The sequence below is a fragment of the Bdellovibrio bacteriovorus HD100 genome, from assembly GCF_000196175.1.
GTDB lineage: Bacteria > Bdellovibrionota > Bdellovibrionia > Bdellovibrionales > Bdellovibrionaceae > Bdellovibrio > Bdellovibrio bacteriovorus.
This window is the reverse complement of record NC_005363.1, coordinates 3353114-3374461: the sequence shown is the minus strand read 5'-3', so window position 1 is coordinate 3374461 and position 21348 is coordinate 3353114. Positions and strand designations below refer to the sequence as shown.

Here is a 21348-nt window from a genome sequence, read left to right as displayed (position 1 = left end):
TAGCGGACTTAGTGGTGGGTTTCCTCAGGTTTTTGGCGCGGAGCCGGTCCACGCGAGAACTTTTCATACTGCTGTTCCCAGTAGTGCATCTGAGAAGGTGACAGGGAATAATCCATCTTCGCAAGCTTCATCGCCAGCAGGAAGGACTCGTTCATCACAAAGGCTGCCTGACGGCGTTCGCCCTTGCGGCTGTAGCTTTCAATCTTATGCAGGCCCTGCATCAGATACAGAGCTTTGAAGAAGATGGCGATCTCTTGTTTGAAGATACCCATCTCTTCACGCATGAAGTAGGCAAGCTTTGCATCATTGGAAAGGTCGTCATGATTCCAGGGCTCTTCGCCGTACTGGGCTTTCATGAAGGCCATCATAAACCCGGCAAACAATTCGATCGGATCATTCTTGTCGATGCCGGAAAGATTGATACGCGCCAGGTGGATTTCAAAGATTTCCATTTTATGGGCGTCAACAAACACGGAATGCAGGCCCGGCAGAATCTGTTCCAGAATGTGCAGGTCAAACAATTCCATGAAAGCCAGGTGGGGTTCTTTCAGGCGCAGGAACTTCAGCCACTCTTCACGGCGACGCGGAAGAACGGATTTTTTCAGTTCACTGCTGCATTCAGCAATCGCCGCACGCATGGTGGTTTCAATCGAGAAATGCAGTTTGTGAGAAAGACGGATCGCACGCAAAATACGAATCGGATCTTCGATGAAACGCGCCTTCGGGTCACCGATCATGCGCAGGACGCGGTTTTCAATGTCCTGAATGCCGCCGCAATAGTCGATCAGCTTGTGCTGACCCGGATCGTAGAAGACAGCGTTGCAGGTGAAGTCGCGGCGAACGGCGTCTTCTTCCACTGTGCCGAAGTAATTGTCGCCTTCAACAGAGTCATCACCCTGATCAGCCAGTTCTTCCTGGGTCACATTGCGACGGAAAGTTGCAACTTCGAACTGTTGATCGCCCCGCTTAACAAGCACCAGCTTGAAACGACGGCCGATCACGTAAGCGTTTGGAACTTTTTTGCGCACCTGATTGGGGTGAGCGCTGGTGGCGATATCGAAATCTTTCGGATGAATCCCAACAAGCAAATCACGAACGCAACCACCAACAAGATAGGTTTCAAAACCGGCGTCTTGAAGGTTACGGACAATTCTTAATGCGTAGGAGTCGATCCAGTCCTCGTGGAGCTGGGGTTTTTGCTGGGCAGTCATTGAGGCTGAATCTACATCCCTTCGCATCAAAATTCAAACCTGAATAACAAAAGACCGGCAGGACAAGTCTTTGATCTTAAGTCCTTGAAATAATTGAGGGTCTTTTGAATAAATCAACATGACGGCACCCTCGCCCGGGAGTATAAAAGGATATGTCTTACCTCAATAATTTCTATCATCTCTTGTATGGTCCCGAAGACGGGCGCAAATGGGTCTTTGTTCATGGTCTGATGGGCTATGGGCAGAACTGGCGCCGGATCATACAGGGGATTGAGGCGACCGAACGGTGTTTGGCCTATGACCAGCGCGGGCACGGAAGATCCTTCCAGCCGCCCGAGGGTTACAGTCCCGAAGACTATGCGGACGACCTCAAAAAGATTGTGGATGAGTTGGGGTGGGGGAAGTTTGTTCTGGTCGGGCACTCGATGGGGGGCCGTAACGTCCTGAACTTTGCTTCCAGATTCCCCGAGTATGTGTCCCACCTGGTGATCGAAGACATTGGGCCCGAGGCCAATCCCACGGCCCATGAGTATTACGAGTATTTGTTGAATCTGGTTCCCAGCCCTTTTGCCTCCCGAGACGAGGCCAAGCGCTATTTCTTCGAGGACTTTGTCAAAACGGCGAAGACTCGGGAAAACATCCAGGTGATGGCGAACTACTTCTATTCGAATATGGTGGAGCAAGCCAACGGAACTGTGGATTGGCGGTTTTCGAAACAAGGCATTCTGGACTCTGTCCGCCTGGGGCGCACAGACGACCGCTGGGATGAAGTGAAGTCCCTGAAAGTGCCAACCCTGCTGGTTCGCGGAGGAAACTCCAAGGAACTCAGTCAGGAGAACTACGACAAAATGCTGGCTAGCAACCCTATGATTAAGGGCGTCGTAATACCTGGAGCTGGACATTGGGTCCACTCAGATCAACCTCAGGCCTTTTCGGAGGCCGTGAAACTGTTTGTGGGCGGCTTTTAAGCGCCTGCTTTGACATTTGGCTCCCTGCTAAGTAGTTTGGGAGCTTCAGACCGGAGTATAGAAACTTGAAATTCTCAGAATTGAATTTAGATTCCCAATTGTTATCTGCAATCCAGAAGTTGAACTATGATGATTGCACGCCGATCCAGGAACAGGCCATCCCGCCGGTTTTGGACGGTAAAGATGTTGCCGGCCTTGCTCAGACCGGAACAGGTAAAACCGCTGCTTTCGTGATTCCAGTGATGGAACGTATCCTCAGAGCCCGCCCGATCCAGGGTGAGGTGACCGAAGAGCAAAAAGCCCTGATCGAAAAAAGAGCTTACAAAGACTGGAAGCCTCAGAACTTCGTATTGATCCTGGTTCCCACGCGCGAGTTGGCAGAGCAGGTTCAGGACAACATCAACAAACTGAGCGTTGATTCCGGCCTTCGTGGTTTCGCGATTTATGGCGGTACAGGTTACGACAAACAAAAAGAGGCGTTGAAGAACGGTGTTGAATTCATCGTGGCGACTCCGGGACGTTTGATCGATCTGTACAAAGAACATCTGGTGGACCTGAAACAGGTTCGTGCGATCGTCTTCGATGAAGCGGACAGAATGTTTGATATGGGCTTCAAGGACGACATGAAGTACATCCTTCAGCGCGTTCCTCGTGAGCGTCAGTTGCTGGTGTTCAGTGCGACTTTGAACTTTGATGTTTTGAACACCATCTATCAGTTCGGTTCCGAGCCGGTGGAAATCAACATCAGCCGTGACCAGGCCAAAGCGGACAACGTGAAAGACCAGATCTTCCACGTGGGCTCTGATGAAAAGCCTCAGCATCTTCTGTCTTTGCTGAAAGTGCACAATCCAAAACAAGCCATCATCTTCACCAACTTCAAAATGAGCGTCGAGCGCATCGCGAAGTTCCTGGTCGAAAACGGTGTCCCAGCCATGGCGATTTCAAGCCTTCTGACCCAGGCTCAGCGCAACCGCGTGATTGAGCAGTTCAAGGCTGAAAACGACATGAACGTGCTGGTGGCAACGGATGTTGCGGCCCGCGGTCTGGACATCAAAGGCGTGGACATGGTTGTGAACTATGAACTGCCGATGGACTCTGAATCCTATGTTCACCGTATCGGTCGTACCGGCCGTGCGGGCACAACGGGTCAGGCGTTTTCTTTGGTGGGCGACAAGGACATCGAGTCTTTGGGTCGCATTGAAGATTATCTGAAACACAAAATCGAAATCGGCTATCTGGAAAACGACCAGTTGCTGAAAGACTTTAAACCGATGACTTCCAGCTATGACGGTCATTATCCAAAGTCTCTGGACCGTGCGCGTGCGCCTCGTGAAGGTGGACGTGGTGGTGACAGAGGTCCTCGCCGTGAAGGTGACCGTGGTCCTCGTCGCGAGCGCGGTGATCGCGGACCTCGTCAGGATCGCGGTCCTCGTCCAGAGGGTCAGCAGAAATCTGCACAGGGTGCAGGTGCTCAGCAGACTCAAGGTGGCGGTCAGCGTCCGGACAGCCGTCCAAGAAGACAAGAGGGTGGTCCGAAGCGTCCTCACGATGCAAAACGTGGCGAACAAAGACAACCAAGAAACGACCAGGCTCGCAAGCCGCACGGTCAACAACAGCCGCGCCAGGGGGCTTCTGCAAAGAAGCGTGTGCCAATGGCAGCGCAAAAATCCATCGGCCAGAAGGTCGCAGGATTCTTCAAACGTCTGTTCTCTTAATCAGGTATTTCAAATCCCTGAAAAAGCAAAAAGCCTGCTCCGTTATGGAAGCAGGCTTTTTTTATGCCCTGAAAGGGTCTTTGTGTCTTATTTCTTTTTGGAGAGAGCTTTTGCCGTGTCTTGGTTGGAGGCTTCTTTTGCCACGTCCAGAGCAGTCTGGCCTTTTTTGTTTTTTAGTTTTAGATCAGCGCCTTTTTTAATAAGGAAGTCGATGTCTGCAGGAGTGCCGTAGCGAGCCACTGCGAACAAGGCCGTTTCACCCAGAGTGTTGGCCTTGTTGATTAGCGATTTATTTTTCGCCAGAATGGATTCCGCGGTTTTTTTGTTGTTCTGGGCCGCACGCATGAACAGAGTGTCACCCTCGTCGCCCGCCACGATGATGTCCACATTGGCGCCGGCTTTGATTAGCTCTTCAGCCACATCGTAAGCGTCGTTGGTCACCGCGAAGGCCAAAGCGGTTTCGCCGCCGTTGTTTTTAAGTTCCAGATTCACTTTTTTGGAAAGCAGGAATTTGACGATATCCAGATTTCCACCCATCGCTGCATTCATCAGCGGGGTCATGCCGGTTTCGTCCTGAGCGTTCAGATCAATCTTGTTTTTCTGAACCAGGTTTTTCACCTTGGCCAGATCACCTTGTTCCGCCGCTTCATTCAAGGCCTTGCTGGACTTCCCTGACGCCGCGAAAGCTGTTCCATGCAGAAGGCCCGCGAGGAAAAAGATCAGAGCGGCCAGCAGATAGGATTTTTTCATACGTCACCTATTTCTTCTCTGTCGTGATAGTGTTCGCTTTTGTCAGGTAAGAATACTTATCAAACGGCAATGGCAATTGTTCGGTGTACTTGATTGCTTTTGGTCCGCCGTTTTGATTGATCAACTGGCTGACCTTGTTTTTGATCTGTTGAGAAGCCACACCCCAGTCAGAGCGGGACTTGTCATAATCCGTGTGCATCAGAACTGCGAAGTAGATTTCGCCGTTCTTAGTGGATACAGATCCCATCAGAGTTTTGGCTTTGTTGACACTTCCGGTTTTTGCCGTTGTTGAACCAGCCATCACGCCGCCATAGCTGCCCACAGTGGAGGCTTTGTCTTTCGCAGCAACCGCCATCACGTCAGAAAGGTCGTAGCCTTTTGCAGACAGGGATTTATCCAAAGAGTAAAGAACCTTGATCATCATTTCACAAGTGGCTTCATTGTAAACCGGTTTGGCGACAGAACCTTCGTTGTTGCCAGAGCCGTTGTGGAATTCGATATCTGATGTGTCGGCCTGCATTTTACCGGCGATGTAAGCATTGAAAGCCTCAGTGCCACCCAGATTCCAGTACAGATTGTCGGCGATATAGTTGTTGGACTGGTTGTTCATGCGTTTCAGGATTGTTTTCAGTGGCGCAGACATCAAAACCATCGTTGTGGACTTTTCGTTTTTCTGGAACTCAGCTTTTTTCACAAAACTGATCGTGCGCACGTCAATCTTCGGACGATTGGACATTTGCACGCCAATGCGAGCCGCTTTGGTTTTCAGAATAGTGTAATAGCCTGGACTGATAGCCGTCGCAAAAGAGGACGTCAAAGTCGCACGCACGATAGAGGCCTGCTGTTCAACGGTGTCATATTTAGGTGTCGTTCCGCCGATCATCGGCTTTTCTTCCGCCAACCACGCCAACAGGAAGTTTTCATCGAAAGTCAGCTTTTCGATCTTGGTGATTTTCATGCGGTTTAGTTCAGAAATCAGGAAATAGGACATGTTACGCCCAAACAGTGGATCTCGGCTGCCTTCGATATGGATATCGTAAGAACCGTTGGCAGTTGGTGTGACATGCAGTTTGGTTTTGAAGCGATAGTCAGGACCCAGACGGTCTACAGCCCATAAGGTGGTTACAACCTTGGAGATTGAAGCCAAAGGGAACTTGTCGTCTTTGTTGTCATCGCCTTGGATCTGCTGGGTTTTTGAATTGGCGGCCATATGGCACATGGAATTCAAGTAAACTTTCGCAGAAGCGGCGGAACTGACTAGAAGCGTACCAACAGTAACGTGCAGAATTTTTTTGGCCAAAGCTGGAATCATCACTACCTCTCCTTTGAGACACTGGCTGTATTTCATGATTTGTACCACCTTGAGATGGCTTTAAATGGTTTGGAGACCATGAAGCTGTTCAGGTCTTTGTCAGGGGTGCCGCAAATTGACGGCCCGAACGGGGGAGGATACAGTCGGGGGCATGATTCAGGCCTTTGTTATCCTATTAGTGTTCCAGCTGCTCGGGGAAGCCGTGGTGGCCCTGTTTAAGCTCTTTATCCCGGGCCCGGTTCTGGGCATGGTCTTCTTCTTTATAGCCCTGCTGGTGCGCCCTTCATTAAAGGACAAGGTCGAAATCCTGAGCCGGTCCATTACCGCCCATCTGGCCCTTTTCTTTGTTCCGGCAGGCGTCGGGGTCATTGAATACTTCGACCTTTTCGGCAAATACGGTGTGGGCATGGTGGTGACGGTGCTGATCAGCACGGTTGTCACTTTGGGTATGACCGCCTTCGTGTTTCATCAACTGATGAAAGTCGGCACCAAGGGGGCCCCATGATCGAATTGGGGGCCCTGATCATGACCCTGGGGTTTTATCTGGCCTCCCGACGCATCAGTGCGTGGGGAAAGGACAATCCTTTGTTAAGTCCGCCGGTTATTTCCATGTTTGCGATCATCGCGGTTTTGCTGATTGCTAAAATTCCCTATCGTGAATACTTCCAGGCGGTCCGACCGATTCATTTCATGCTGGGTCCGGCAACGGTGGCTTTGGCTTTGCCACTATATAATCAACTGGATCGTTTGCGCCGGGTGCTGGTGCCTTTGATGGTGGCTTTGGTGATTGGCTCGGCCGTGGGAATTTTAAGCGCGGTGTTTATCGGGGCCTTTATGGGGCTTCCGCATGAAGTGCTGTTGTCGCTGACACCGAAATCTGTAACGACTCCGATTGCCATGGGCATCGCCGAAAAAATCGGGGGAGCTCCTTCTTTGGCGACAGTCTTTGTGATGATCACCGGGATTGTGGGTGCTTTGGTGGCGACCACCGTGATGAAACTGGTGCGGGTGAAAGATCCGGTCGTGAAGGGGTTTGCGATGGGACTTGCGGCCCATGGACTGGGAACAGTCCGGGCCTTTCAGATCGGCGAGATGGCCGGAGCCTTTGCGGGGCTGGCGATGGCGCTCAACGGTTTGATGACCGCCATCATTGTGCCTTTGATACTTTCTTTGATTCCTTAGATGCTTTTCACCAGATCGGCAAAGCCCTGAACCCACTTCGGGTTGTCGTTCACGCAAGGGACCAGATAATACTGGTCACCGCCGTGTTCGTGGAAGGTCTCTTGCCCGCCGATGCCGATTTCTTCCAGGGTCTCAATACAATCAGCCACAAAAGACGGGCAGATCACGGCGATATTCTTTTTGCCGGTTTTGGCCAGCACTTCCAGGCTGTGATCTGTTGCTGGTTTCAGCCATTCTGCACGCCCCAGACGGGACTGGAAGGCGACACTCCAGTGACTTGGAGCCAGATTGAGAGATTCAGCAATCGCCGTCGCAGTGGCAAAGCACTGGGCACGATAGCAGTTCTTGGCGCAGGCGTTTTTCTCAAAACAGCAGTCTTCGGTGGTCAGGCAGCCAGGGATCTTGCGCACGTGGCTTTCAGGCAGACCGTGGAATGAAAACAGATAGTGATCGACTTCTTTGTCCTGCAGGGTTTCTTCGACCAGCTTCACAGAGGTCCCGACGAAAGAGGCGTCGTCAAAGAATGCAGGCAGGCGGCGAAGCGGTGCGGTCAGGTGAAGTTTCTTCGCCATGCGCTCGGCCAGCTTGAATGAGCTGCCATTGGTGGCTTCGGCATACTGCGGGAACATCGGGGCCACCAGAATCTCGTCGACACCGGCTTGTTGCAGGTCTTTAAGGGCGGACTCTACGGAAGGCTCGCTGTACTGCAAGCCGACTTTGACCACGAACTGGTCTTTCAATTCTTCCTGTAAAAGCGCGGCAAATCGGCGGGTGTAAACCGCGATCGGAGAGCCTTCTTTCATCCAGACTTTTTTGTAGTTTTCCGCTGAAAACGGCGCGCGGCGGGGAACAATCAAAAGATTAACCAGCGGCCAGCGCAAAACATAGGGAAGAGTGATGACATCTTCATCCATCAGGAATTCACTGAGGTACTTTTTCACATCGTTGACTTGATAGGACTTCGGGCTGCCAATATTGATCAGCAACAGACCTTTTTTACCCATGTTCACTCGCAATCTTTTCGGCGATCCAATCGCTGCGTTCCAGAATTTTGCTTAATCCAATACCGCTTAGATAATTTCCATGCAGATAGAAGCCTGCTGGCTCGGGCACTTCCGCCAGGTCCGCCAGGGCGTTTTCCAGATTAAGATCATAAAATGGCAAAGCCTTTTTCCAGCGGTTGATACGGTAATCCAGCAGGGTGTCTTTCTGGCCCAGAATGCGGAAGCGTTCGTCGGCCAGCAGTTTCAGAATTTCGTTGTCAGGAAGATCCAGTAACGCCTCTTCCTGCTGACCGCCCAGAATCCATGTTTCATTGTAGGTTTTGTCGCGGTCCTTGAAGATATAGGAATTCATCAGAACCCCCAGGGCCTTCAGATCAAATCCGCGTGGTATCAGGCAGCCAAAACCTTTGAATTCTTCCTGAGCCTTGGTGAAGAACAAGGTCACACTCATCAGTGAAGACATCTGAATTTTGGAAAGAACTTTGGAAAATTCAGGATGTTTTTCCGCCAGCAGCACGCTTGCGGCCTTTGCAGAGGTCGCAAGAACCACCGGCCCTTCAAGAGAGGCCAGGTTCACATTGGAATTCAGGTGAATCTTTACACCCAATTCCTGCAGTCGGGTTTGCAGATGGTCCACCAGGTCCTGCATTCCGCCGGGGCCGGTCAGAAGACCTTTGTATTTGCTGCGCTTGGCACCGGAAAAGAGCGGACCCAGAATCAAACTGGCGCTAAGATGGGTGATCTCATTGCCGTAAATTCCCTGCATCGCAGGGCCCAGCAGAAATCTTGTCGGAGCTTTGCCGATTCTGCGCTCGCCCCAGTTCAGAAGGGTTTCTCCGGCCTGAGGGCGCAGGACTTTTTTTCCGCCGATCAAAACACGGGGAAGCACACGGCCGATCAGGGTCAGTGTCTCCAGGAAGGTCAGCGGCCATGCCTTCGGTGAATTGCGGAAAAGGAAACGTTTTTTAGAGGACTCCAGGGGAAAACTGGGAGTCAGCCCCAGTTCGCTGAAAAGGCCTTCGGCTTTTTCGGTGCGAATCAGGGCGTTGGCGGCACGTTCGGCGATGCCATAAGGTGTCTGGTCAGTACCCAGCAATCCCCCGACACGGTCCGAGGATTCATAAAGTTCTACCTGAAAGCCTTTTTGGGCGAGCCTCAGGGACACTGTCAGTCCCGCAAAGCCCGCGCCGATTACATGCACTGTTTTCATATGGATTGAGAGAAGATTTTGGTCTGTGGTTGTTTGGTTTTCAAGCGCTCATCGAAAAATGCACAGGCATTTCTCAGGAATGGGCGTCCGGCTTCGTTCACCATCAGCTTGTGGTCCTTGATCTCAACCAGTTCGTCCTTGATCATTTCAGCCAGGAATTCCTTGGATTGGTTTTCCTGCGCCTCACTGACGAATGGCACTTCAAAGTTCGTCATCAGATTCAAGATCTGCTCACGACGGACTTTGTCTTCCTCAGTCAAAATGTGCCCGCGCAAAGTTGGCAGGCGGCCTTCGTTCAAAGCCGCTTCATAAAGCGGAAGAACTTTTTCGTTTTGATGGAAGCTGTAAGGAGTTTCAGAGATCGAAGACACACCCATGCCCAGCAATACATCCGTGCGCTGATCGGTGTAACCCATAAAGTTTCTGTGCAGGCGTTTTTCATTCATCGCAATGCAAAGGTTGTCGGTTGGAAGGGCAAAATGATCCATGCCCACTTCCACGTAACCACCTTCGATCAGGATGCCACGGGCGATTTCATACAGTCTGCGTTTTTCAGAAGCCTTTGGCAGGTCCTCGTCCTTAAACAGACGCTGCGCCGGCTTGATCCAAGGAACCAGGGCAAAGCTGTACAAAGCAATACGATCCGGGCGCAAAGCCACGGTTGCCTTTGCCGTTTCTGTGATGGATTCCGGGGTCTGGCGAGCCAATCCATAGATCAAGTCAAAGTTCACGGATGTATAACCCATGTCGCGCGCGTCCTGAGTCAGCTTCTGGGTGATTTCCAAAGGCTGAATACGGTTTACCAGACGCTGCACTTCGGGATGGAAATCCTGAACACCCATGCTGACACGGTTGAAGCCCAGCTCTCGCAAAGCTTTCAACTGAGCCGCATTGGTGCGGCGAGGATCCACTTCGATGGAACCTTCAAAATCATGGGTATCGATTTTTACGCGGGAAAGAATCGGTTTCAGCAACTGGGTCAAAGCCTCCGCCGACAGGAACGTCGGTGTGCCGCCACCCAAGTGGATGTGTTTCAGCGGTTTTTCCAAAAGCTCGGGAACCTGATCCAGATACAGCTGCCATTCTTTCAAAACCATATCCACGTACGGTGTTTCACGCTTGTGGTCTTTGGTGATGATGTTGTTGCAACCGCAGAAAGTACAAAGACTTTCGCAGAAAGGAATATGCAGGTACAGGGACCAGCCGCCAGTGCCTTCTTTCAAAGTGGCGCGCAGATGCTGCACCCACTGATCCGTGGTGGGATTGGTTTCCCAGTAAGGCACGGTCGGATAGGAAGTGTAACGGGGAACCGGTACGTCGTATTTAGCCAGCAGATCTTTCATCATGACAGCACCTCACGGACAGTATCTACGAACAGTTTTACATTCTTTTCAGGAGTTTTCGGCAAAACACCATGGCCCAGGCCGCTGACCCAGCCGGCGCGCTGTTCTTTGCTCATGTTCTTCATTGGCGCAAGGTAGGTGTGCATCGCCTTTTTGAAGTCAGCCTCATCCATGAACAGCAAGCTTTGGTCGAAGTTGCCCTGAACGAAGCCTTTGTTCTGGATGTTGAAGCAATCCGGAAGATAATTTCTGTGGTCGAAGCCCTGACCTGCCCATGGCAGTGCCTTGAAGGCGTCATTGAAGAACACCGCCTGGGTGCCTTTGGAATAGTAACCGATCTTGCCCGGATAGTCCTGAGACAGACGGGCCAATACCGGCTGGATCCATTCCTGGAAGAACAGAGGTGAAACTTCGCCGGCAGCGGTGTCGAAGATCATCACGATCTCAACGCCACCTTCCAGTTGCAGGCGGATGTTTTCTTTGAGCAGCGGGTACATCTTTTCCAGGAACTGCGGGAACATCGGAGCCAGTTTCTTGGACTGGATCAAAGAACCTGCGTGGGATCCTTCCACTGCGTAAACGAACAAGGTCCAAGGACCGCCCACAAAGCCAATCAGACTTTTATTGGAAGGCAGAACCGCGCGAGTCGCTTGCACGGCTTCTTTCTGGAAGTGCATAAACTTAACTGCTTCTTCCACACCACCCAACGTGCCGATGGTTTCCGGAGTCAGTTTGAAACCCAGTTGCGGGCCGTGATCGGTGTATTCCAAGCCCATGCCCAGAGCTTCCAGCGGATACAAAATATCGCTGAAAAGGATGGAAACGTCGAAATCAAATTCGGCTACCGGGCCACGGGCGACTTCCGCCGCCAGCTCCGCGCGTTTGCAAAGCTGGTCAAAAGAATGATTGGCGCGCATGCCCTGATAGTGTTTGTGATAGCGGCCCGCCTGGCGCATGAACCAGATGGGTGGAACAGCCTGAGGAGTTCTTTTAAGTGCGTTGTGGAATAAAGTGTTCATGTTGCCTCCTCAGTGGACCATTGATAACCGACGCCGCGAACAGAACGGATGTGTTTTTCTCCGTCATCGCCCAAAAGCTGGCGCAGGCGTACGATAATGTTGTCGATAGTGCGATGGCTGGGATTTTTATCAACGCCCCAGATTTCGTTCATAATTTCATCACGGCTTAGCACCCGTGGTGATTTTTCAATCAAAAGCTGCAGGATCTTCAGATCCGTCACCGGCGGGTACTCAATCTGACCGGTTTTCTTCGTCACGGACATCTGCGTGAAGTTCACCACGCAGGATTCCAGTTGCAGTTCGCGGGTCGGGGCATGGGCATCCAGCACATGCTTTACGCGAATCAAAAGCTCTTTCAAATGGAAAGGCTTGGGGATGTATTCTTCTGCGCCCAACTCAAATCCCTGCAGACGGGATTCCGCATCGGCTTGTGCCGTCAGGAACAGGAACAGGATGGGAGCGGTGGCTTTTAGTTTTGCCGCAAGCTCAAAACCGCTGCCATCAGGCAGGCCCACGTCCAGAATTGCCAGGTCATAGTCCTTGGTTTTTGAAAACAGGGACCAGGCCTCGCTCAAGGATTTTGCCCAGGAAACTTCATAGTCCCTTTGCAGGCGTGCATTCAGGGTTTCACCCAAAGAGATGTCATCTTCAACCAGAAGGATTTTTCTCATGGCAAAGTCCCTTCAAGTTCAATATGGGATTTGAAGCCTTCGTTTTCCTTCGATTCAAACCAGATGTCGCCGTTCATCTTTTCCAGAAGACGTTTTGTCAGCAGCAAACCTATGCCGTTGCTGCGCACATCCTGGGACATCAGAATCTCGGAGCCTAGTTTTTTTAGAATACCCTTAAAGCCCAGACCGTCATCCTGGATCACCAGTTCGATGTGGCCCTCGCCGTGGGGGCGCACGCGGATTTTCACCGTGGTGGCTTTGCCGTGCAAGACTGAATTCTGCAGAAGATTGCGCAGAACACTTAATAGCGCGCGACGGTCGCCAAGGATTTTGGCTTCGCGTTCAAGCTCCACAGTAAGTTCGGAAAACTCACTGCGCAGACTGGACAGAAGATCACTTAAAGACACCTGTTCTTTCAACAGCTGACCGGCCTCAAGGTTGGCCAGCAGCAGGGAATTTTCAAGTTGCAGATCCAGACGCTGAATGTCCTGGATCAGGCGTTTCATCACCGGATGCGATGTTGTGTTCAAATCCTCTTCCAGCACTTCGGCCTGCAGGCGCAGACGGGCGATAGAGGTTTTGATGTCATGGCTGAACGTTGAAAAGAAGAAGCGCAGGCGCTGGTGGCGCTTTTGATCGCGGTAGGTGAAGATCACCAAAGCAATCCCGCCAAACAGGATCGCCGCCAGCAGGATCGAACCTTCCCACGCAAACATGCGGTGAGAGGTTCTCATCTGTTCAAGTGAAGCGTTTTCAGGGCTGAGTTTCAGCAGGAAGTAAACCCACCACCAACCCACCAGCGAGAAGGTAAAGGCGAACCACAGGATCGCCAATGCCGTCTTGATATGGGGTTTGAGGAAGGATTTAGTCATTTACTCCGCCGCATCCACGATAATTTGTGCCGCCTGCTCCAAAAGCTCATCAGAGTGAGCCAAAGAAACGAAACCAACTTCGTAAGCGTTTGGCGCCAGATAAACACCTTTATCCAGGGCTTTCAGGAACAGATTCTTGAAGTTGCCACCTTGGTTTGCCGGGATATGGTCGATGGAACGGATCGGACTTGCCGTCGGGCCGTGGATCCAGAACAAGGAAGCCACCTGGCTGATCTCAAGGTTTACGCCTTTTTTTACGAAACCGGCTTTGATGGCGTCAGTGAATTTTTTGGTTCTTTGTTCAAGTACGTTCCAGCCATCCACACGCTGCATTTTCTTAAGCGTCGTCAGACCCGCACGCATACCGATCGGATTCGCGCTCAAAGTTCCGGCCTGATAGACGTCACCACTTGGGGCCACCATGTTCATCAGTTCGGCTTTGCCGCCGTAGCAACCCACAGGGAAGCCGCCACCGATGATTTTACCGTAGGTCACAAGGTCCGGGCGGATGCCCGTTTTTTCAACCATGCCACCCAAGCCCACGCGGAAGCCCGAGATCACTTCATCAAAGATCAGCAAGCTGCCGTTCTTTTCGCAAAGTTCAGCCACTTTCTTCAGGAACTCAGGACGCTGAACCAAAAGACCATAGTTGGCTGGAAGTGGTTCAATGATCACAGCGGCAATGTCTTTGCCTTGAGCGGCAAACACTTCAGCCAATTTCGCTTCGTCGTCCAATGGAGCCACAACAGTGTGAGCCGCCACTTCCGCCGGGATGCCCGCGCTGGAAGAAGCCGCTGTTCCCGCCAGACCGCTGCCGGCTTTGACCAGCAGGTTGTCGACGTGGCCGTGATAGCAGCCTTCAAATTTCAGAATTTTAGTGCGACCTGTTGCCGCACGCGCCACACGCAAAGCACTCATCACGGCTTCAGTGCCGGAAGATACAAAGCGCAGTTTTTCCATGAACGGCAAAGTGCTGGTGATCCATTCCGCCAGCTCCAGGGAATAGATTTCAGTGGCACCGAAAGTCCAAGCCGTGTCCACCATGCGGTGAACTTCTTCCTTCACTTCCGCATCCAGGTGACCCAGGATCAGCGGGCCAAAGCTTTGGCAGAAGTCGATGTATTTTTTGTCTTCAACGGAAGTCAGGTAAGCACCTTCGGCTTTTTTGAAGAAGACCGGAGCGCGGTCAAGACCCTTGAACGAACGAACCGGGGAGTGAACTCCACCCGGAGCGACTTTCAGGGCGCGTTGGAAAAGTTCTTCAGAAGTTACTTTGTGCATTGTTTTCTCCAGTCTTCCTGATCCAAAAAGACATGCAGTCGTTTGGGATCGTAATTCTTGTTTTCTTCCAGATAGGATCGGATCACTTTGTGGGTGTTGCCCGGTCCGGAGGCGTGGTGCTGGGATAAAATTCCCGGCTCTTGTTCGGCCGCTTTCAGGAACTGACTGCCGCTGCTCCAGAAGTAAAACTTCTTGCCCGACAGATTCTGGTATTCCTGTTGCGCTTTCAGCGTATAGGTCGGTACCAGAGTCATGTTTTCCTGATCAGAAGCGTAACCGTCCTCGTGGCTCAGTTTGGCCCAAGCCAGTTTCTTGCCGGCCAGGATATCCATAAGGGCTTCTTCCTGTTCGCCCAGGCTTTCCGCACATCCGTGCACCCATATACCTTTTTGAGAGAGGTTTTTCCACGTTTTTAGGCCCGCTGTCCATACAAAATCAGACCACTTCAGGTCCGCCGGCCAAGCCTCGCTGCGGGCGACAAACAGTCCGTTGGTGCCAGCTGGAATCTGATAGCTTTTAAGGGCCTCACGCTCGGCCGTCACTTCAGAAGACCACAGGTCCTGTGCAGCAAATTGTGGCGCTGGATTGTTCAGTTTCAGCTCGCGTTTGTCCAGAACCTGGCCTGCGTCAGTCAACCCTTTTAGCAGGGTGATTTGACCATAAGGGCGGGCCAGCACGGCAACGCCGATTTTCTGGTGGCAGCCGCCGCCGAAGCTGGAAAGAACATCACGCTCTTTTTGGGAGCAATGGAAGGTGTCAGCATGGTGGATGGACTGCAAAAGATCCTGCAGGTCCTGACGGGACTTCAGGACTTCCACCGCCAAGGCCCCTTGGGCTGCGGCATTGGGATTCACACTCAGTGGCAGAACCACCCAGTTCAGTTCGTTGAAATACTGGCGCAGCTGCTGCTGGCCTTCCAGGAATTCCGGCAAGGTCGCAGAGAACAAACGGTCAAAGGCGGCTTTGGCCACGATCAGGCCGTCGGTTTCCGGGGACTCAATCAGCTTGCGCACGCGAGTCAGCATGTTTCCGCGCACACTTTCAAATTTTACGTCCTGCAAACCAAACGGCAGGTGTTCTTTGAAGAACCCTGTCAGGTTGTATTCGCGGCGTGGGGACGAGCTGAACACTTTCAGTGTTTTGCTGGTCTTGATTTTGTCGAAATGGGACTTTTTCACCAGCAGCAGGTCGCGCTGATCCGCACGCGGCAATGTCGCGGCAATCACTGTTTCGGATTTGTGCTCTGTTGGCAGGTCTTTCCAGGAGTGCACGACCAGATCGGTTTCATCACGCAAAAGCTCGCCGAAGAAGTCCTCGGTGAAGACGCCTTTTTCCGGAATCTTCCAAAGAGGATCGGTCAGGTTCTTATCACCCAGGGATTCGCGAAAACGGTAGTCGATTTCGATCTGTGGATTTTTTTCTTTCAGAGCGTCTCCGACCATGTAGGCCTGGAGACGGGCCAGATCACTTTTCCTTGCGGAAATTCTTAAGCGCATATGTCGTCCCAACCAAGTGGGCGAAGCTCTGTCCTTTGTGTGAAGGCCAATGCGCGCTCAAGCAGAGCGGCTTTCAAAGCCTCCAGTTTGGTGGTGGTGTCTTTTTTGGTTTCCTCGATCTCAGCAAAGAATTTGTTAAGACCCATGAAACCCACATGAGAGAATTGCGATGCAACGATGTCCGAAAGGGCGTTCGCTTCCCCGCGCAGGTCATAGACCGCGTGAGGGCGAGTGTCTTGTTTGTTCATCAGCTCCACAATGCGCTCATCAGTAAGTGGTGCAGCAATCACCAAAGCTTCGCCGTGAATAAAAGCATCATTGTAAGTGGAAATGGTAAGATTGTCGTATTTATCGGCGAAGGCCTGCATTTTTGCAGGTTCACGGCAGATCACCTGAACGGACTTTTTCAAAGCCAGCCACGGAAGGATTTCCTGAGCCAGATGGCCAGAACCGCAGATGGTGACAGAGTCCATGTCTTTTGTGTAGCGACGCAAAAGACTGCCGTAGCTTTGGGATCCCAGGCCCACAAGATGCTGGGCGCGCGTTTTCTTCACTTCCGCCATGATGAAGTTCAGCCATTTCTGGTGATCTCCGAACAAGGGGTCCTGAATTTGTTTGCGGGAATCGACGAAAAGTTTGAACTGACCGAAGACTTCAGTCTCGCCCACGATCGGGGAGTGAAGGCCGCACAGAATCTCAAGCAAAAGACTCAGTGCCTTTTCGCCACGAAGAACAGTGTCTTCCGGTTCAATCACATCCGCATAGTTGCCCAGTTCCATTTCTGTGCAGAAAAGGATCTTGCGCAGACACGTCTTGAAGATCGCGGCGTCTTGCAGAGCTGCGAATTCTTCAGAGAAGTTTCTATTGGATTTTCTGTGAACGAGAAGTATATCTTCCATGTAGGATTAGGTTTATCACTAACCTTTCATTAAAGTGTCATCGAAATGTCATGGCTCATGCAAAAGTCTGCCTGTTATTTAAGCAGATGACCCAATTTAAGACCCCAGGGTGGAGGCCGATTATGAAACTCACTCAAAGACCGAGAAGAAATCGTACGACAGAAGCTTTGCGCCAAATGGTGGCTGAAACAGAGCTGCGTGCATCGCAGCTGGTTTTACCGCTGTTTTTGGTGGATGGAAAGGACCAACAGCAGGCCATTTCCACAATGCCGGGGATCTATCGCCTGAGCCCGGACCTGACCTTGAAACTGATCGAAAAAGCCGTGGCATTGGGGGTCAAGTCCTTCGACCTTTTCCCAGCCCTGCCAGAGTCCAAAAAAGACAAGTACGGAACTGAATCTTTGAATCCGAATGGCTTAATGCCCACGACTCTCAAAATGATTCGCGACAAGTTCCCGGACGTGACTTTAATCACCGACGTGGCTTTGGATCCGTATTCCTCTGACGGTCATGATGGTGTGGTGGAAAACGGCAAAATCCTGAATGACGAAACCGTTGAGCTGCTGGCGAAGATGTCCTTGGTTCATGCGCGCGCCGGGGCTGATATCGTGTCCCCGTCGGACATGATGGATGGCCGGGTGGGGGCGATTCGTGAAGCTTTGGACAACGAGGGTTTCACCAACACGGGGATTCTTTCTTACTCGGTGAAATACGCGTCCTGCTTCTATGGCCCGTTCCGTGAGGCGTTGGATTCGGCGCCAAAATTCGGCGATAAAAAAACCTACCAGATGGATTATCGTAACACGCGTGAGGCTTTGCGTGAGATTGACCTGGATGTGGCCGAGGGTGCCGACATGGTCATGGTGAAGCCTGCTTTGAGTTATCTGGATGTGATCGCGAAAGTGAAAGCCCACACCAACTTGCCAGTGGCGGCTTACAATGTCAGTGGTGAATACAGTTTGATCAAGGCCGGTCACAAGGCCGGCATCATGGATGAAACCCGCGGTATGGTGGAAACTCTTTATTCCATCCGCCGGGCGGGTGCAGATGTGATCTTTACGTACTTCGCCCTGGATATGGCCCAGTGGCTTCGCGATAATCGCAATTAAAAAACAAATGCCGGCGACAGAACTGTTGCCGGCATTTTCTTTTCAGTCGTTTATTTGCTGCAAGGTTTTAGCACGATTTCGACTGTCGCCTGTCTGTCAGTTTCGATCTGCGCAAACAATATAATTTTGCCCAAATTGTCCCAGGCTCTGAAATCAACCAGTGTAAAGCCTGTTCTGTTCTTGATTGTTTTCTGGATGATCTGTTCTGCTTCTTCCGGAGTTCCCGTGTAGCAGATTTTATCGGTGAAAAGAAAATTGGCGGGAATCTTTGTCGCCTTGTCGATGATGGTGATTTCGTTGTAGGCGCTGACGATAATAACGGCCTTTTGTTTGGCCTGTGCCGTAGCAGAGAACATCAGGGACAGGGCCGCTAGAACGATAAACTTGCGCATAAAAGCTCCTTTGTTTTTTGTGTCGAAACAAGGGATTGCGCGGAATATGCCAGAATAGAAAGCAAATACATTGGCTCCTGGGGTGTGGCGCCTGTTTAGGCCACAACGGGGGTGACATCTTTCGGTTGCGAGCGTTGCTTGTGCAACACTCGCAACATTTTCTTTTTCCAGATGGAATATAGCCCTGGCGGGGGTTCAAGAGGCGCCCTCGGCAGTCCGAATTGTAAAACATGAAGAACTTTCTACTTCGTTCAAGAACTCTGGGCGTTTTTGTTTTCTTGTTTTTCGGAGCTCTGCCAGTGGCGGTGGCCAGTCCTTTGAGTCTGACCTATCAAGGGCGGATTCTGACCTCTGACGGCGTGCCTTTAGAGCATAACAACGTGAAGTTTTTGTTTGAGATCGCCAATCCCACGGGCACTTGTGTGATCTATCGGGAGCTGGTTGAAGGCATTAACATGGCCAACTCCCTGGGAGTCTTTGATGTTCCCATCGGGCTCGGCGGCCGTCAGTATCCAGCCGATCCCCTTTACAAACTTTCAGATGCATTTGTGAATTCAGTCATCCATTCCTGTGCCGGGGGCGCGACTTACACGGCTTTGGACGGCGATGTGCGTGTGCTAAAGGTGCAGTTCTATGATGGGACGGCCTGGAGGCAGATCAGTCCTTCGAACGTGATTCGGTCCGTTCCTTTTTCTTTGACGGCCCATTCCGCCTCGAAATTGGGATCGTTGGGACCCAATGACTTTGTTCAGAAAAACAATGTACCCGCGGCGGGGTGCCTGGCCGGGCAGGTTATCACCTTTGATGGCAGCAACTTTAGCTGTGTGATGGATGCCGCCGGGGCAGGCGGAATTTCAGATGTACAGGCCGGGACAGGCATCAGTGTTTCGGGCACGACCATTAAAACCGTGTCGGTGGCCTTTGGTTCGTCTGCAGGAACAGTGGCGCAGGGGAATGATCTTCGTTTCAGTGATGCGCGTGCGCCCGCTGGAGCGGCGGGTGGGGACTTGAGTGGAAACTACCCTCATCCGCTGGTGAGCAAAATTCAAACGACTCCGGTCAGCGCCACAGCGCCCTCTTCCGCCGGTCAGGTTCTGCGCTTTGATGGCGGGACTCAGTATGTTCCGTCCTTTCTTAATGTGGCGGATCTTCGCACCGCCACAGCGGCGGCTCAGTTCCCTGCAGTCTCCTGTACTGCGGCTCAGACGCTTTCGTACAGCTCGGTGACGGACCAGTTTTCGTGTGTGAACATCTCTCTGAGTGCCGTTGTCAGTCCCGGGGCCAGTGGCCAAGTTCTGACTTCGAATGGCACAGCGTGGGTCAGTCAGGCTCCGCCAGCAGGGAACACTGTTTCCTGGGTTGAAAAAACCAGCAACTATACCGCCAGCGGTGGTGATCATATTTTTGCCAACACCAGTGGCGGACCTTTTACGATCACACTTCCGGCAAATCCCAGCGCCAATGATGTTGTGCGGATTGTGGACAACAGTCAGAGTTTCAACCTGAATGCCCTGACCATCAATCCCAACGGGAATCGCTTTTCCGGAGGGGCGGCGAAGGACTGGATTCAGTCAGAGCAAGGGCGCTCTTTGACTCTTACATATCAAAATCCCACCTATGGCTGGGTGGTGACCCAGATTGACAGTGTCACTGTGCCGCCGCTTTATACGAGCTGGAATCCCCTGGACAAGGCCTCTGCACTGGTACTTTCCAACAGTTTTAGAGATGTCACCAGCACAGGGGGTTCTTGGAATTCGGTTCGCGGCAACAGCAGCAAGGCGAGTGGCAAGTGGTACTTTGAATGCAAGGTGGTTCAGGTCAAAAGTGGAACCCCCGAGGCCATGGTGGGGGTGGCCAGCAGTGCTGCGACATTGGCGGGGGCCTATATCGGAAGTTCGGTCGCTGGGCGCGGGTATCAGGTTCAGGGCGGTTTTACTTACGGCGCCACTTACACCGGCTCCAAACCTGCTCTGACTGCGGGCGATGTCATGGGGATCGCGGCCGACTTTGCCGCCGGCACGTTGTCGTACTATAAGAACGGCGTTTATCAAGGGCAGTTTTCATCTTTGCCGGCGGGAGATGTCTTCCCGGCGGCCAGTATTGCCAACGATACGGTCACAAAAATTCAGTTGCTGACGGGAGCCAGTCAGCTGGTTTATGGACCGCCCGCAGGATTTACGGCCTGGGATTAAAAGCCCCCGGCCGATTTATGCAGAAGTTCGACTTCGTTCAGAGGTGTGCTGATGTTGCACGCGAGATAAAGGTCCACACTTGCGATGTGAACGACTTTGACGTAGTCAAAAAACTCGGTGCCCTTTTGTTTTTCAAACTCGATGTAAACCGGATCATCAATCCACAGCTGGATTCTTTGTCCCTCGAGTTTGTCTTTGTTGAGCCAGTTTGTGACGACAGACTCTGTTTTGAATCCCTGACGTTTCAACTCGCTTAACGAGGCATCACCTTCCAAACCACCAATCACATATTGCCGGGCTTCTTCCAGTTTGTTAATTGAGGCCGCAGGTGTTCCTCTCTTAGCAAACAGAGCCCATTCCACGGTGACCAGAGGACCGATCCAGTGAAACAAGGCCTCCCGGTCCACTGTTCGCGCTGTGGAGTAAACACAGTGGCGGGCACCGCTCAAAGCCCGGTTGTAGGCCCGCAGCCAGGGATACAATCTGATCTCGTATTGGAAACCGGACGTCTCCATGATCTTTCTGACTTTGTTGGTGGCCAAGCCGACGATGGATTTGTTTTTGTCGTAGTGATTGTAAGGGGGATAGTCTTCCGTGCTGATTTGATAATGGCTTACTGCTGGGGCGGACTCTGCCACAGTCATGGAAAACAGGACCAGAAAGAAAGCCAGCGAAATTTTCATCAGGATCTCCCGTCCCTTACTTTATCATTTCTTGACAGG

At 51.9% G+C, this 21348-nt stretch carries 20 protein-coding genes; 6 read left to right on the top strand and 14 right to left on the bottom strand.

Annotation, left to right across the window (positions count from 1 at the left end; all coding sequences use genetic code 11):
* Window positions 1-8: 8 nt before the first annotated feature.
* The gene (locus BD_RS15840) at window positions 9-1211 is read right to left on the bottom strand and encodes a poly(A) polymerase (protein WP_157865729.1); all 1203 of its coding nucleotides are present in this window, start codon (window positions 1209-1211) and stop codon (window positions 9-11) included.
* A gap of 152 nt (window positions 1212-1363) precedes the next feature.
* Between BD_RS15840 and BD_RS15835 the strand changes: the two genes are divergently transcribed.
* Both BD_RS15835 and BD_RS15830 read left to right on the top strand, forming a co-directional pair.
* Window positions 1364-2179, top strand: coding sequence for an alpha/beta fold hydrolase (locus tag BD_RS15835; RefSeq protein WP_011165793.1), 816 nt, complete (start codon window positions 1364-1366; stop codon window positions 2177-2179).
* 98 nt (window positions 2180-2277) lie between these two features.
* The gene (locus tag BD_RS15830) at window positions 2278-3894 is read left to right on the top strand and encodes a DEAD/DEAH box helicase (RefSeq protein WP_226988065.1); all 1617 of its coding nucleotides are present in this window, start codon (window positions 2278-2280) and stop codon (window positions 3892-3894) included.
* 87 nt (window positions 3895-3981) lie between these two features.
* Here the strand turns inward: BD_RS15830 and BD_RS15825 are convergent, their stop codons facing one another.
* Both BD_RS15825 and BD_RS15820 read right to left on the bottom strand, forming a co-directional pair.
* Window positions 3982-4644, bottom strand: a complete 663-nt coding sequence (locus BD_RS15825) for an ankyrin repeat domain-containing protein (RefSeq protein ID WP_011165791.1) — start codon at window positions 4642-4644, stop codon at window positions 3982-3984.
* Between the two features lie 7 nt (window positions 4645-4651).
* Window positions 4652-5956, bottom strand: a complete 1305-nt coding sequence (locus BD_RS15820) for a D-alanyl-D-alanine carboxypeptidase (protein WP_048349796.1) — start codon at window positions 5954-5956, stop codon at window positions 4652-4654.
* A gap of 151 nt (window positions 5957-6107) precedes the next feature.
* Between BD_RS15820 and BD_RS15815 the strand changes: the two genes are divergently transcribed.
* Both BD_RS15815 and BD_RS15810 read left to right on the top strand, forming a co-directional pair.
* Window positions 6108-6461, top strand: coding sequence for a CidA/LrgA family protein (locus BD_RS15815; protein ID WP_041583633.1), 354 nt, complete (start codon window positions 6108-6110; stop codon window positions 6459-6461).
* A complete protein-coding gene (locus BD_RS15810; protein ID WP_011165788.1) occupies window positions 6458-7138 on the top strand; it encodes an LrgB family protein in 681 nt (226 codons plus the stop codon). Before BD_RS15815 ends, BD_RS15810 begins: the two co-directional genes overlap by 4 nt.
* On the opposite strand, the gene hemH is transcribed toward BD_RS15810, so the two are convergent.
* From hemH to BD_RS15765, 9 genes are read right to left on the bottom strand one after another with little or no spacing between them, the layout of a single operon-like run.
* The gene (hemH, locus tag BD_RS15805) at window positions 7135-8142 is read right to left on the bottom strand and encodes a ferrochelatase (RefSeq protein WP_011165787.1); all 1008 of its coding nucleotides are present in this window, start codon (window positions 8140-8142) and stop codon (window positions 7135-7137) included. The two genes, BD_RS15810 and hemH, sit on opposite strands and share 4 nt — an antisense overlap.
* On the bottom strand, window positions 8135-9352 hold the full coding sequence (locus BD_RS15800; protein WP_011165786.1) for a protoporphyrinogen/coproporphyrinogen oxidase: 1218 nt from the start codon (window positions 9350-9352) through the stop codon (window positions 8135-8137). The genes hemH and BD_RS15800 overlap by 8 nt, the downstream gene beginning before the upstream one ends.
* Window positions 9349-10698 (bottom strand): oxygen-independent coproporphyrinogen III oxidase, encoded by a 1350-nt coding sequence (gene hemN / locus BD_RS15795; protein WP_011165785.1) that lies wholly within the window; start codon window positions 10696-10698, stop codon window positions 9349-9351. Before hemN ends, BD_RS15800 begins: the two co-directional genes overlap by 4 nt.
* Window positions 10695-11714 carry a uroporphyrinogen decarboxylase gene (locus BD_RS15790; protein ID WP_011165784.1) on the bottom strand — a complete coding sequence of 340 codons (1020 nt, stop codon included), beginning with the start codon at window positions 11712-11714 and terminating at the stop codon, window positions 10695-10697. The genes hemN and BD_RS15790 overlap by 4 nt, the downstream gene beginning before the upstream one ends.
* Entirely contained in the window at window positions 11711-12385 is a 675-nt protein-coding gene (locus tag BD_RS15785; RefSeq protein ID WP_011165783.1) for a response regulator transcription factor, read from the bottom strand. The genes BD_RS15790 and BD_RS15785 overlap by 4 nt, the downstream gene beginning before the upstream one ends.
* On the bottom strand, window positions 12382-13257 hold the full coding sequence (locus tag BD_RS15780; protein WP_011165782.1) for a sensor histidine kinase: 876 nt from the start codon (window positions 13255-13257) through the stop codon (window positions 12382-12384). Before BD_RS15780 ends, BD_RS15785 begins: the two co-directional genes overlap by 4 nt.
* Window positions 13258-14538 (bottom strand): glutamate-1-semialdehyde 2,1-aminomutase, encoded by a 1281-nt coding sequence (hemL, locus tag BD_RS15775; protein ID WP_011165781.1) that lies wholly within the window; start codon window positions 14536-14538, stop codon window positions 13258-13260.
* A complete protein-coding gene (hemC, locus tag BD_RS15770; protein WP_011165780.1) occupies window positions 14526-16034 on the bottom strand; it encodes a hydroxymethylbilane synthase in 1509 nt (502 codons plus the stop codon). The genes hemL and hemC overlap by 13 nt, the downstream gene beginning before the upstream one ends.
* Window positions 16025-16933 (bottom strand): Rossmann-fold NAD(P)-binding domain-containing protein, encoded by a 909-nt coding sequence (locus BD_RS15765; protein WP_011165779.1) that lies wholly within the window; start codon window positions 16931-16933, stop codon window positions 16025-16027. The genes hemC and BD_RS15765 overlap by 10 nt, the downstream gene beginning before the upstream one ends.
* Before the next feature lie 122 nt (window positions 16934-17055).
* Here BD_RS15765 and hemB point away from each other — a divergent pair, with 122 nt between their 5' ends.
* Window positions 17056-18042 (top strand): porphobilinogen synthase, encoded by a 987-nt coding sequence (hemB, locus tag BD_RS15760; protein WP_041583632.1) that lies wholly within the window; start codon window positions 17056-17058, stop codon window positions 18040-18042.
* A gap of 50 nt (window positions 18043-18092) precedes the next feature.
* On the opposite strand, the gene BD_RS15755 is transcribed toward hemB, so the two are convergent.
* On the bottom strand, window positions 18093-18434 hold the full coding sequence (locus BD_RS15755) for a hypothetical protein (RefSeq protein ID WP_011165777.1): 342 nt from the start codon (window positions 18432-18434) through the stop codon (window positions 18093-18095).
* 230 nt (window positions 18435-18664) lie between these two features.
* Here BD_RS15755 and BD_RS18000 point away from each other — a divergent pair, with 230 nt between their 5' ends.
* Window positions 18665-20626, top strand: coding sequence for an SPRY domain-containing protein (locus tag BD_RS18000; RefSeq protein ID WP_011165776.1), 1962 nt, complete (start codon window positions 18665-18667; stop codon window positions 20624-20626).
* On the opposite strand, the gene BD_RS15745 is transcribed toward BD_RS18000, so the two are convergent.
* Window positions 20623-21309, bottom strand: coding sequence for a substrate-binding periplasmic protein (locus BD_RS15745; protein ID WP_011165775.1), 687 nt, complete (start codon window positions 21307-21309; stop codon window positions 20623-20625). The two genes, BD_RS18000 and BD_RS15745, sit on opposite strands and share 4 nt — an antisense overlap.
* Window positions 21310-21348 lie beyond the last annotated feature (39 nt).

What these genes read in the sequence shown, in the direction of transcription:
- BD_RS15835 (WP_011165793.1), top strand. Translation starts at nt 1,364, where the DNA reads ATGTCTTACCTCAATAATTTCTATCATCTCTTGTATGGTCCCGAAGAC.
- BD_RS15790 (WP_011165784.1), bottom strand. Translation starts at nt 11,714, where the DNA reads ATGAACACTTTATTCCACAACGCACTTAAAAGAACTCCTCAGGCTGTT.
- BD_RS15840 (WP_157865729.1), bottom strand. Translation starts at nt 1,211, where the DNA reads ATGACTGCCCAGCAAAAACCCCAGCTCCACGAGGACTGGATCGACTCC.
- BD_RS15825 (WP_011165791.1), bottom strand. Translation starts at nt 4,644, where the DNA reads ATGAAAAAATCCTATCTGCTGGCCGCTCTGATCTTTTTCCTCGCGGGC.
- BD_RS15820 (WP_048349796.1), bottom strand. Translation starts at nt 5,956, where the DNA reads ATGATTCCAGCTTTGGCCAAAAAAATTCTGCACGTTACTGTTGGTACG.
- BD_RS15810 (WP_011165788.1), top strand. Translation starts at nt 6,458, where the DNA reads ATGATCGAATTGGGGGCCCTGATCATGACCCTGGGGTTTTATCTGGCC.
- hemL (WP_011165781.1), bottom strand. Translation starts at nt 14,538, where the DNA reads ATGCACAAAGTAACTTCTGAAGAACTTTTCCAACGCGCCCTGAAAGTC.
- BD_RS15745 (WP_011165775.1), bottom strand. Translation starts at nt 21,309, where the DNA reads ATGAAAATTTCGCTGGCTTTCTTTCTGGTCCTGTTTTCCATGACTGTG.
- BD_RS15815 (WP_041583633.1), top strand. Translation starts at nt 6,108, where the DNA reads ATGATTCAGGCCTTTGTTATCCTATTAGTGTTCCAGCTGCTCGGGGAA.
- hemH (WP_011165787.1), bottom strand. Translation starts at nt 8,142, where the DNA reads ATGGGTAAAAAAGGTCTGTTGCTGATCAATATTGGCAGCCCGAAGTCC.
- BD_RS15785 (WP_011165783.1), bottom strand. Translation starts at nt 12,385, where the DNA reads ATGAGAAAAATCCTTCTGGTTGAAGATGACATCTCTTTGGGTGAAACC.
- hemC (WP_011165780.1), bottom strand. Translation starts at nt 16,034, where the DNA reads ATGCGCTTAAGAATTTCCGCAAGGAAAAGTGATCTGGCCCGTCTCCAG.
- BD_RS15755 (WP_011165777.1), bottom strand. Translation starts at nt 18,434, where the DNA reads ATGCGCAAGTTTATCGTTCTAGCGGCCCTGTCCCTGATGTTCTCTGCT.
- BD_RS18000 (WP_011165776.1), top strand. Translation starts at nt 18,665, where the DNA reads ATGAAGAACTTTCTACTTCGTTCAAGAACTCTGGGCGTTTTTGTTTTC.
- BD_RS15765 (WP_011165779.1), bottom strand. Translation starts at nt 16,933, where the DNA reads ATGGAAGATATACTTCTCGTTCACAGAAAATCCAATAGAAACTTCTCT.
- BD_RS15800 (WP_011165786.1), bottom strand. Translation starts at nt 9,352, where the DNA reads ATGAAAACAGTGCATGTAATCGGCGCGGGCTTTGCGGGACTGACAGTG.
- hemB (WP_041583632.1), top strand. Translation starts at nt 17,056, where the DNA reads ATGAAACTCACTCAAAGACCGAGAAGAAATCGTACGACAGAAGCTTTG.
- BD_RS15780 (WP_011165782.1), bottom strand. Translation starts at nt 13,257, where the DNA reads ATGACTAAATCCTTCCTCAAACCCCATATCAAGACGGCATTGGCGATC.
- hemN (WP_011165785.1), bottom strand. Translation starts at nt 10,698, where the DNA reads ATGATGAAAGATCTGCTGGCTAAATACGACGTACCGGTTCCCCGTTAC.